This window comes from Synergistales bacterium (genome assembly GCA_021736445.1).
In the GTDB taxonomy this organism is placed as follows: domain Bacteria; phylum Synergistota; class Synergistia; order Synergistales; family Aminiphilaceae; genus JAIPGA01.
Window position 1 is genome coordinate 1 of sequence record JAIPGA010000082.1, and the last position, 11,132, is coordinate 11,132.

An 11,132-nucleotide genomic window follows, 5' to 3' on the forward strand; every position below is an offset into this window, starting at 1 on the left:
CTTCCTGAACCACGCCTTCGCCCTCATCGCCGTCTCCAGGGAGGATACCCGGGCCATACTGCCCCTGGCGGAAGGCTCGGGATGCCTGCTCAACTGCTGCGGCGCCCCCGAAGAGAGCGACTGGGCGCTGGCGGCGAAGATCGGCCACCGGGGATAGAGGGTGGGTGTTTCCAGCTCCGGCGCCGATCCGGCAGGATCGGCAAGGCTGAAGGAGCGGCTCCGACGGCATCTCGGGGAAGGAGAGAGGGAATGATCCTCCTCACCCGCGCCAGCAGCCTTGCCCTCGCCCAGGCCGCCAGAGCACAGGAGGCGCTGTGCCGGGCGGGGTACAGCACCGAGATTGCCACCTGCTGGACAGAAGGCGACAGGGATCAGCATAGGGCGCTGGCCCGGTTCGGCGGAAGCGGCGCCTTCTGCAAGGCCATCGAGGAAGCGCTGCTGGCAGGGAGAGGGGACGCTGCCGTCCACAGCCTGAAAGATCTCCCCTCCCGCTGCCCCAGGGGCCTCCGTCTGGCGGGGGTGCTCTCCCGGGATGCCTCCGGTGATGTCCTTGTATCGAGGGACGGGGCCACCCTGGCCACGCTCCCCGAGAGGGCGCTGATCGGGACATCGAGCATCAGGCGGCGCGCCCAGCTGCTCCGGGCCCGTCCGGACCTGCAGATAACCCATATACGGGGGAATGTCCCCACCAGGCTCCAGAAACTCGCTGAAGGCCGCTACGACGGCATCGTCCTGGCCCGCGCCGGGCTGGACCGCCTGGGATGTGCGCCGGAGCACTGCCTGGCCCTTCCCTTTCTTCCGGCGCCCTGTCAGGGGATCATCGCCCTGGAGACCCTTGAGGGAGGGGAGGCGGAGCACGCCGCCGCCACAGTCACCCATAGCCCCAGCTGGTACGCCGCCCTGGCGGAGCGCAGGCTGCTGCAGCGGCTGCAGGTGGGCTGCCATGTCCCCTTCGCCGCACTTGGGGTCTGCGAAGAGGGCGCCATGACCCTCCAGGCGGAGATCCTCCACAGCGAAGGGCGGGAACACTATCGGTATGCAACCTCCGGCAGCGTGGACTCTGACGACGATGCGTTGCGGCTGGGGGACGTCCTTGCGGAGCGGTTCCTCGAGAACGGTGACGCCATGACACTTATCCGGGAGGCACGGCAATGACAGTACATCTCGTAGGCGGCGGCTGTGCGCGTCCCCTCTGGCTCACCCTGGAGGCCCGGGAGCTTCTCGCCGCCGCCCGCCACGTAGTCTTCGACAACCTGGTCCACCCCGACCTGCTGCAGCTCGCCCCGGGGGACTGTACCATGCACTCCGTGGGCAAGCGGAAAGGAAGGCACTCCCACAGCCAGGAGGAGATCAACACCCTTCTGGTTCGCCTGGGAGAGACCGGTGAGCAGGTGGTGCGGCTCAAAGGCGGCGACCCCTTCGTCTTCGGGCGGGGCGGCGAGGAGGCGCTGGCCCTGCAGGAAGCCGGCGTCCCCTGGCGGTACGTTCCGGGCATCACCGCCGCCATCGGCGGGCTGGGAAGCGCCGGGCTCCCTCTCACCCACCGCGGTCTTGCCGGGTGCTGCACCATGGTGACAGGTCATAGACAGAGAGGGGCGAAGCCCGATCGGGAGCTCTGGCGGTGGCTGGCGGCGGGACCGGGAACGCTGGCACTCTACATGGGTGCCTCGTCGTGGGCGGAGACCGCGGAAGCCCTGCTCGAAGAGGGGATGCCGAAAACCACCCCCTGTTCCGCCGTCACCTGGGGCGGCTGGGGGCGGATGGCCAGGACCGACGGGAGCCTGGAAGGCATGGCGGCGGAGCCTGTGGAAAGCCCCAGTATCATCGCCACCGGTGCCGCGGCGGGGCTCTCCCTGCGTCCGGAGCGGGGGCCGCTGCAGGGACTCCAGGTGGCTGTGGTCCGCCCCTACCCCGACAGCTGGGAGACGGCCCGCGTCCTGGAGCGGCTCGGCGCGGACGCCTACAGCATGCCGCTTCTCTACCTGGGGGAGATCCACAACGATGACGAGGAGAGCACGCTCACCAGGGCGGACTGGATTGTCCTTTCCAGCCCCCGGGGGGCGCGGCTGCTGACGCGGGAGACCGACCCCAGGCGGGTGGGTGCGCGCATCGCCGTGATCGGCGGCGGCACCGCCCGGGCGTTGCAGGAGCTGGGAATTCGTCCCGACAGGGTCGCTGAACCACCCACCTCCGCTGGCCTTGCCCGCCTTCTCGCCGAAGTGGTGGCCCCCGGGGAAAGGGTGGTTTTTTTCCGCAATGAACGCGGCGCGCAGGCCCCCCTGGAGGCCGTCCGGCAGCGGCGCGCCGAGCCGAGGCTTCTGCCGGCCTACCGGATGAACCAGACCACACCGCCGGGACTGGTGTCCTACCGGAAACAGTGGGCCGACAACGGGCTCCACGCCGTGGTTTTCGGGAGCGCCGCTCTCGTGGAGGCATGGATGGACATACTGGGAGCCCTCCCTGAGAAGACCCGGGCTGTAGGATGGGGGCCGGTCTGCGCGGATCAGATCAGAAAGACCTTCGGTGTGGAGCCGCTGGTGATGGAAGCGCCCACGCTGGAGGGGCTGGTGGACAGACTGGCCGGACTGAAGCATACGAAGGAGGCTGAATGATGATGCAACGAGGAAGATACCCGGAGCTGCGGATGCGGCGGCTGCGGCAGAACAGGCCTCTCGCCGATGCGGTGCGGGAGACCACGCTGGAAGCGAGGAACATGGCGCTCCCCCTCTTTGTGATTCCCGGACGGGGCCGCAGCGTCCCCGTGCCGTCCCTCCACGGAGTGGACCAGCGGTCACCTGACATGCTCGCCGAGGTCATCGACGAGGCGCTGGCAGCAGGCATCCGTTCCTTCCTGTTCTTCGGGATCCCCAGCTACAAGGATGAAATGGGCGGCAGCGCGGCCGCCATGGATGAACCAGTCCAGCAGGGACTGCAGCAGCTTAAGGAGAGATACGGCAGCGACATCTCGCTCATCACGGATGTCTGCATGTGCGAATACACCTCCCACGGCCACTGCGGGATCATGCGCGACGACGGCAGCGTCGACAACGACGCCACGCTGCCCCATCTGGCGGAGATCGCCTGCAGCCACGTCCGCGCCGGTGCCGATATCGTGGCGCCTTCAGCCATGATGGACGGGCAGGTGCAGGCGATACGAGCCGGTCTGGACGACGCCGGCTTCGGTGAGACGCCGATCATGAGCTACAGCACCAAGTTCCACTCCGCCTTCTACGGCCCCTTTCGGGACGCCGCGGAGAGTGCTCCCTCCTCGGGGGACAGGCGGGCCTACCAGATGCCTGTTACCAACAGCCGGGAGGCGCTGCGGGAGTCCCTTCTGGACGAACAGGAAGGGGCCGACATTCTGATGGTCAAGCCCTCCCTGCTCTATATGGACGTGCTCGCCCGGCTCCGGGAGGCCACGCTGCTCCCGCTTGCCTGCTACCTGGTGAGCGGCGAGTACATGATGCTCCGCCACGCCATGGCTGCAGGGGCCCTGGACGAAACCAGGGGGCTTCTGGAGAGCCACTTCGCGCTGCGCCGGGCTGGTGCCGACATGATCATCAGCTACGCCGCCGTCGATGTGGCGCGGCTGCTGCGGCAGTACCACTGAGGGCCTCAGGCCCCCTTCAGACCGGCGAAGACCTCCCCGGCGTCGGCCACGGTCCGGCGGATCGTCTTCTCGTCATGGGCGGCGGAGACAAAGGTTGCCTCGAAGGGGGAGGGGGCGAAGTAGTGTCCCCTGCCGATCATCCCGTGGAAGAAGGCCGGATAGAGATCGGAACGAGAGGCCTTGACCCCGTCAAGGTCTTCCGGTGCCCGGTGGCTGAAGAAAAGCCCCAGCACCGAGCCGAATCGTGAGACGCTCAGCGGCACGCCGGCCTTCCGGGCCGCTCCGGACAGGTCCTCCTGCAGCTGCACCGCCCGCTCTTCCAGCATATCGTAGACCCCTTCGCTGTGCAGGACCTCCAGTGTGGCCCGTCCCGCCGCCATGGCGAGGGGATTTCCGGAGAGCGTCCCCGCCTGGTAGACGCCGCCGACGGGGGAGAGCTGCTCCATTACCTCCTGTGCGCCACCCACGGCGCCGACGGGCAGTCCCCCGCCGATGATCTTGCCCAGGCAGGTGAGGTCCGGGGTCACACCGGCTCTCTGCTGGGCCCCGCCTTCAGGTACCCGGAAGCCACTGATCACCTCGTCGAAGATCAGCAGTGAACCCCGGGCTGCGGTGAGCTCCCGCAGGCCCTCCAGAAACCCTTCCCGCGGCGCTACAAGGCCCATGTTGCCCGCCCAGGGTTCCACGATCACGGCGGCGATATCGTCACCGCGTTCGGCGAAAAGCGCCTGCACCTGTTCAAGGTCGTTGTAGGGCGCCACCAGCGTGCAGCCCGCTACCTCAGGGGGAACGCCGGGGCTGTCGGGGCTGCCGAAGGTCAACGCGCCGCTCCCGGCGTTGACGAGCATGCAGTCGTGGTGGCCGTGGTAGCAGCCGGCGAACTTCAGCACAAGCTTTCTCCCTGTGGCGCCCCGGGCGATGCGGACGGCGGTCATGGTGGCCTCCGCCCCGGAGGAGACACAGCGCAGCAGGTCAATGGAGGGAAAGCGCTCCTTCACCGCCTCGGCCAGGATCACCTCGTCCTCGCAGGGCGTCCCCAGCGATGTGGACCGTTCCGCCGCCGCCTGTACGGCCTCCACCACTTTCGGGTGGGCGTGTCCCAGAATCAGCGGTCCCCAGCTGCAGACATAGTCGGTATAGCGCTTCCCGTCCACATCCTCCAGTGAGGGCCCTTCCCCCCTGGCGAAAAAGAGCGGTTCCCCGCCGACGCCCTTCCAGGCCCGCACGGGGCTGTTCACGCCACCTACAAGGTTCTCTTCCGCCCGGTGGAACAGTTGTGTGCTTTTCATCGGTAGTTCCTCCTTTTTCATCACAGGCCGGCCACGGCGAAAGCTGCGGCCATCAGGTAAAGCACCGCCGTTGCCCCAAGGAGCGATGGCACTCACAGTGCTCCCGGTGCTTTATTCAAAGGCTCTGAGCGCGGCTTCGTGGAGATGCTTCAGCATCAGGTGCGGGACCTCCTCCAGCTCGCCCAGGCCCTTGACGATCGCCGTGGTCCGGTATCCAGCAGCGTTGAGTGTATTGAGCCAGGATTGGGGATTCTCACGGCATGCCATGTCGTTCATGGCGTGGTCGCCGGCGACAACCATGAAGGGAACCAGCGTAACCAGCTCCGCCCCGATGTGGTGCAACCGTTCTTTGACCTCCGCCATCCCGGGAAACCCCTTGACGGTTCCTACCACAAAGCGCCGGGTGTGGCTTTCAAGCACAAGCTGGAGCTGTCTGTAGGCGCCGTTGCCGCCGTGGTGCGTCCCGTGACCCATAAGTACGACAGCGCCGCCATCATCGGTGTATTCTCCGTAGGCCCGCTTGAGGATTCCGGCCATTTCACTGTAGTCGTCGTTATGGAGAAGAAGCGGGGCACCGAGTGCCAGCCTGGAAAAGCCCGGCACCCCCGGGGTATTGCCGAAGGCTTCCACGCCAGCGGCAAGGTCGTGGAATTCCGCGCCTGCCGTGATGTGGGTGGGCTGGACGGCGACATTGGTGAACTGTTCGCCCTTCATCTTGGCCAGCGCCGTCATGGGGCTGTCGATATGGAGGCCCTGCTTTTGGGCGATCTTGTTGCGGATGATTCCGGAGGAGTAGGCGAGACGGACCTCGACATCAGGATAGGCGCTCCTGGCGGCTTCCACCAGATTGTCGATGGCCACCTGCGCCTGCGGCACCGAGGTGCCGTAGGCCACAATGAGAATCCCCTTCTTCTGTTGTTTTCCCTGGTGGTGGGCATGTACAGTGGCCGCCCCTCCAACGAAACAGGACACTACGGCAATGGCAACTGCAATCAACATTCTTCTCACCAAACCCAGACTCTTGCGTATCGTCACGCTGTTACCATGTTCAGAGAGATCCGCAGGATCGGGCGGAACAGGGCTACGAAAAAAGGACAGGAGTGCATCTCTACGTATGCCCCTCCTGTCCTTATCTCTTCTGTGTACAGGCGTCTCCGGGGCCCTCGCGAGGTGCCCTGAACGGAGCGTGCCGTCTCTTCGGTCCGCCGTCTTCCTCGGCCGCACCTTCCTGGAATGTTGCTCCAGTGGTATCCCGTGCCTCGTCGGGCTCACCGTGGCGGGTTCGTGCCGGATGTGCACCGGCTTTTCCTTTCCTCTCGCTACGGCTTGTATCATTGTATCGAACCGCACAGTAGCACCGACCATACCTATTGTCAACGTCGCCGGCCGGGTCCGCTGCACCACCAGACGCGGCGGCGACCAGGCAGTTGGGGCGTTACAGTGAAGCGGCTCGCCGGCAGCATATGTTCCCGCTGCGTTGCCGGGTATATTTGAATGATGTGCTCTGTAGTGCTATCATAAGTATATAACAGAAGGATATCCAGTGGCCATTATGCTATTTCGTTTAATTCAAAAATAAAACAGGTTACGGGCACTGTCGTTGGAATACAGAGAGCGAGCGTCAGGAAGCAGGAAAGGGGGATTCCATGAGACGCATACTGGTGATGCTGATCGTGACGTTTGCAGTGGTCGGATTGGCCGTGACCCGGATCGGTCCGGCGGCGGCGATGACGTGGGAAAAACCGGAGACCAGCAAACCGGGTATTCTCGTGGCGGCACGTCAGGGTGAGACCGTACCGGTACGGCTCCTGAAGCCCGATGCCGCAGCAGGTATCGTCAATCAGGGCGAGGTCGGAATCTTCCGGCATGCCGGAAGGAAGACCGACACAGCGGTAGTGATTCTCTGTCCCGGGCACAGGGACTATGTGAAAAATGCCCGGCATATCCTGGGACAGGATGAGAACTGGAAGCGAGTCGATCCGGAAGGCATCCTCAGCGAGGTCAACAGAGGCGAGGTCGTTCCGGTCCGCCTGCTGGACCGCAGTTCCGCAGTGGGGCTGCTGCAGAAAAGCGACGTGGGCATCCTCACCTCGGCGCGCAAAGACGCCGGCATCCTGGGGCAGCCGGTAGCGATCCTCTGCCCCGGCCACAGCGACTACGTCAAGGAAAGCGTGGGGATTCTCAGCGGCCGGCCGAGCTGGACCAGAGTAGAGTAAGAGAACCCAGATAGCGGGCCGGTGGCGTTTCCCCGTACTTTGCGGGAGCTTCCGATGCCTCCGCTTCGGAAAAGTCGAGTGTTCGCCCTGGCGATGAGCCGTTAAAGACAGACAGCAGCCTCCTCGCATGAAGAGCCTGCGGGAGAAGACCTTTTCCCGCAGGCTCAGCGTATGCGCACAGTCACTGGGAAAGGGGCCGGACTGTATCCGGCCCACTACACATATCTGTACCTTCGCTCTCCACATCCATTGTCCTCTGTGGTGTGGGATGCCCGGTACCGTCCGATGAGCGGGCCGTTTTCTCCTTCGGGGTGAGGACTACTCCTGTTCTACGGCAGCGGCGAACTGTTCGAGAGGGACATCGTCTGCCAGGGAAACCAGCTCCTCCTCACTGTCTACGGTGTCCGTTTCAACGACGACGATGGAATCTTCCCTGGGAGAGATGACAAGGTAGCTGTCTCTGTCGCCTTTTTGCAGCTCAAGATAGGCGGAATATCCTTCGATCTCCAGCGTTTTGGCCGTTTTTTCCTCGGTTTCCATGCTAAACTGCTGCATGCTTTTGAATTGCTGGATCGGTGGAGCATCGGAGCCGTAGATAAGCGAAAGGGAGAGGCTCCCGTCTTCGGCATTCGCGTACCCCTGTTTCAGAAAGGACCAGGATCTTCCGCCCTGTTCCACGTTTGCGCCTTCCTGGCTGTCTGTGATCTCCATCCCGCCGACCTCTTCCGGAAGGATGGGCTTCCAGTCGTTGTAATCGGCTGCGATTGCTGCGCAGGCCACCAGGCAAAGACTGCAGGCCAAACCAAGAATTACCAGATGTTTCAACCGCATTGTGCACCTCCAAAAAACGAACCGGAGACCTTGTTTGTCCCCACCTGTTGCGTGTTCTCCACGGTGTTCTCCGTCGATGGTTCCTGTTCTCCGCTTGCAAGGGGGCCCCTTTCATTGCGGGAGGTTTGCGGCGGTGCGTCATGCGTTCAGCAGTAAGGGTATTGGAAAAAGGGGAGTCCGCAGTTACTGTCCGTCACCTTACCCTCCTTCCTGCAGTGCCTTCCGGTTGTCCTGTTCCGAGCCGAGGTGGAACTTGCCCACCGACAGCTGGAGGCGTTCGGCCAGCTGGGAGAGCTTCTCCGCAGAGCTTGCCACCTCTTCCATGGAGGCGTACTGCTCCTCCGTGTAGGAGGCCGCCTCGTCGGCGCCCGAAGAGGCCTGTTCGGCGATGTTCTGCAGCTCCTGGGCCGCGCTGGTGGCCTCTTCGCTGCCTGCCGACATCTCCTCCATGGTGGAAGAGATCTCCTGCACCCGGGCGGTGACGTTTTCGATATGCTCGGCGATGGTGCCGAAGGTGCCCTCCACCTCGTTCATCTTCTGCATGCCTTCATCCACGGCGGTGGTGTTGTCGTTCATGGTGCCCACCGCCTTGTCCGCCTCACCGCGGATGGTCTCTATCAGGCCGGAGATCTCTTCGGCGGCGTTGGAAGATTCCTCGGCCAGCTTGCGCACCTCCTCGGCGACCACGGCGAAACCCTGTCCGTGTTCGCCTGCCCTGGCGGCCTCGATGGCTGCGTTCAGGGCCAGGAGGTTGGTCTGGTCGGCGATATTGGTGATCATCGCAACGATCTTGGAGATTTCCTCGGTCTTGCTGTCCAGCCCCTGGATAACCGAGCTTGTCTCGTCGCTCTTTTCCTTGATGGTACCGATCTGGCTGGAGGTTTCGCTGATCAGCTCGCTGCCCTGCCGGGAGGCCTCGCTGGCGTCCATGGCCAGCTGGTTGACCTCCTGGATGTTCTGCGACGCCGACTGCACGCCCCCGCTCACATCCGCGATGGTGGCAGAGACCTGGCTCACGTGCTCCTTCTGGTCCTTGGCCCCCTTGGACATCTGCTGCACCGACCTGGTGACATGTTCGGTGGCCGTGGTGGTCTCTTCCGAGCTGGCGCTGAGCTCCTGGGCGGAGGAGGCCACCTGGTTGGCCGCGTCGGTCACTTCGTTGGCTAGTGACCGCATCCCTGTGACGGAGGTGCCCAGCGAGTTGAGCAGTGCTCCCATTTCGTCCCTGGCTCTGCTTGACGGCGTGCTGCTCAGGTCGCCCTTTGCCACGCGGTCGGCCACGCCCAGGGCTGTTGCGATGGGGCCGGTGATGCTCCGCACCACGTAGATGCCGAGCCCCAGCACGACGGCGATGCCTATTCCGAGGAGCACGAGAATCTGGAGCCTGTCGACGTTGTAGATATGCTCCCCTTCTGCGGCGGTTTCGTCGGCCATGGTGATCGTGGCGTTGGTCAGCTTGTCCAGAGGCGAACGGGTCTTTTCAAAGAGCGTCCGGATCTCACCCTCCAGGTTCTGTAGCTCTTCGCCGCCGGTTCCATTCCTGAGCATGGTGATGTACCGGTCGGTTGCCGACTTCCACTTCTTTCGTGCGTCTTCGTGGGCGGCCAGGGCCTTTTCCTGTTCGGTGGTGGAAATATACTCTGCATACTTGCCGACTCTGTCCTGCACCTGACCGAAGTTCTCTTGCAGCGAGGCGAGATAGCCTTCCCACCGGTCGCTGCCGGGTGTCACATTAGCGAGCTCCCGCCTGGCCATTTCGGCCTGGTAGAGATCCCTGTCGGCGTTGAGTACCCTCTGTACAGAGGGCAGGTAGGTTCCATCAATCCGGTCGGCCATGTGGTGCACTTCGCCGATGCCGTTGATCCCGATATAGCCGATGGCACCGGATGCGGCGATTGCCACGGCTACCATGAGGATCAGTTTTGTGCGGATTTTCATATTCGTTACCCTCCTCAGGCGGCTTCCTGTTCCGGGTTATTGCTACTCCCCTGGGATGTCAACGTGGACTGTTACAGCTACAGTGGCCTTGCCATACCCGGGGAAACGCAGCTGGAAAAGGGGCACCCTCCTGTTCCGCTCTTTTCTCAGCGGAAATCACTCATTTCGATAGAAAATAAACACTCCATTCATTCTCTTTGATGGTACAGGCTGCGGTGCTTTCTTTCAAACACGGGTCTGCGCCGGGTGTTGCGGTTGCTTTCCTTGAATGGCTGGTGCAGTCGCGCAAGGGGGTTCATTCCGTTGTGGGTGGTTCGCAGCGGAAAGAGGTGGCATCGTCTGCGGGAGAGGGGGGCAACCCTATCAATGGCTGGGACCAAAAGTGCCGTGGTGCGGAATGCAACGGATACTCAGCGGTGTATCCAGAGCGAAAGCAGGGGATATCCGGCCCCATTATAGACAGGATTTTCCGCCGGATTTCCTTTTCCCGCCGCCTTGCCTGCATTGCTATCAAAACTTTCACTTGAACGGGCTAACAATGTTGCGTGCTACCCTGATGTAATCATCTCCACAGCAGGTGGGTCGAAAATTGTTTGCAAAACTGCAGTCGGCAAGGGTGTGAAATCTTGCCGCAGAGCGGATAAAAAAGCTTTTGCCTTTCTTCGTAGATGAAAAGATGCATCAAGAGCACTTACATCTGGACTCTATTGTCCGCCAAGGTTCCTTGTGGTACATTCCTTACGGAATGTAGAGGAGTCTCCGACCCCTTCCGCCTACGGGGCCACCTAGGGCGGGAAGGGCGCCAGGTACCGCCGGAAACGGCGATGCCCCCCGTGATTGGAAAGGAGAGCTCTTTTTCTTGTTGCCTTTCTTGTGGCATCCTTTTCCTCTCACATGTGTTCCGGGGATTCTTGCTACACTTCCGCATACCTCCTTCATCCGGTATGAAGGAAAATTTGTGTAGGGGAGTGAGCAGTGTGAAGCGGATGCAGAAAAAATTCCTGATTCTTGTTTCCGTCGTTGCAGTTGTGGCATTTGTGGCGACCATGGCCGTGGCGGCCGGCAGCTACCTGCAGATGGCCACCACCACCAGCACCGACAACACCGGCCTTCTGGACGTACTGGCGCCCATGTTCGAGGAGGACACCGGTATCGAGCTGCGCTGGGTGGCCGTCGGTACCGGCAGGGCCCTGGAGCTCGGCAAAAATTGTGACGTGGACGTCCTGATGGTCCACGCACCCGATGCCG

Annotated in this window: 9 protein-coding genes and 2 riboswitches; of the genes, 5 read left to right on the forward strand and 4 right to left on the reverse strand. The window is 62.9% G+C overall.

Features of this window, described 5'->3' with window-relative positions:
* Positions 1–249: 249 nt before the first annotated feature.
* From hemC to hemB, 3 genes are read left to right on the forward strand one after another with little or no spacing between them, the layout of a single operon-like run.
* Complete coding sequence (gene hemC / locus K9L28_10205) at positions 250–1,155, forward strand: hydroxymethylbilane synthase (protein MCF7936698.1); 906 nt, start codon at positions 250–252, stop codon at positions 1,153–1,155.
* On the forward strand, positions 1,152–2,612 hold the full coding sequence (cobA, locus tag K9L28_10210; GenBank protein MCF7936699.1) for a uroporphyrinogen-III C-methyltransferase: 1,461 nt from the start codon (positions 1,152–1,154) through the stop codon (positions 2,610–2,612). Before hemC ends, cobA begins: the two co-directional genes overlap by 4 nt.
* A gap of 2 nt (positions 2,613–2,614) precedes the next feature.
* Positions 2,615–3,610: a porphobilinogen synthase gene (gene hemB, locus K9L28_10215; GenBank protein MCF7936700.1), complete on the forward strand. Its 996-nt coding sequence runs from the start codon at positions 2,615–2,617 to the stop codon at positions 3,608–3,610.
* Positions 3,611–3,615: 5 nt separating this feature from the next.
* Here hemB and hemL read toward each other — a convergent pair whose 3' ends face one another.
* Together hemL and K9L28_10225 are read right to left on the reverse strand one after the other, a co-directional pair.
* Positions 3,616–4,899 (reverse strand): glutamate-1-semialdehyde 2,1-aminomutase, encoded by a 1,284-nt coding sequence (gene hemL / locus K9L28_10220; protein ID MCF7936701.1) that lies wholly within the window; start codon positions 4,897–4,899, stop codon positions 3,616–3,618.
* 111 nt (positions 4,900–5,010) lie between these two features.
* A complete protein-coding gene (locus K9L28_10225) occupies positions 5,011–5,898 on the reverse strand; it encodes a sirohydrochlorin cobaltochelatase (protein ID MCF7936702.1) in 888 nt (295 codons plus the stop codon).
* Between the two features lie 174 nt (positions 5,899–6,072).
* Positions 6,073–6,276, reverse strand: a riboswitch (cobalamin riboswitch).
* Positions 6,277–6,545: 269 nt separating this feature from the next.
* Here K9L28_10225 and K9L28_10230 point away from each other — a divergent pair.
* Entirely contained in the window at positions 6,546–7,115 is a 570-nt protein-coding gene (locus K9L28_10230; protein MCF7936703.1) for a hypothetical protein, read from the forward strand.
* Positions 7,116–7,433: 318 nt separating this feature from the next.
* Here K9L28_10230 and K9L28_10235 read toward each other — a convergent pair whose 3' ends face one another.
* Positions 7,434–7,916: a hypothetical protein gene (locus K9L28_10235; protein MCF7936704.1), complete on the reverse strand. Its 483-nt coding sequence runs from the start codon at positions 7,914–7,916 to the stop codon at positions 7,434–7,436.
* Between the two features lie 228 nt (positions 7,917–8,144).
* Positions 8,145–9,884 carry a methyl-accepting chemotaxis protein gene (locus tag K9L28_10240; GenBank protein MCF7936705.1) on the reverse strand — a complete coding sequence of 580 codons (1,740 nt, stop codon included), beginning with the start codon at positions 9,882–9,884 and terminating at the stop codon, positions 8,145–8,147.
* A 745-nt stretch (positions 9,885–10,629) separates the two neighbouring features.
* A riboswitch (molybdenum cofactor riboswitch) is annotated at positions 10,630–10,748 on the forward strand.
* 122 nt (positions 10,749–10,870) lie between these two features.
* On the opposite strand from K9L28_10240, the gene K9L28_10245 reads away from it, so the two are divergent.
* Positions 10,871–11,132 (forward strand): tungsten ABC transporter substrate-binding protein (locus tag K9L28_10245; protein MCF7936706.1); only part of this gene is annotated, 262 nt, incomplete at its 3' end.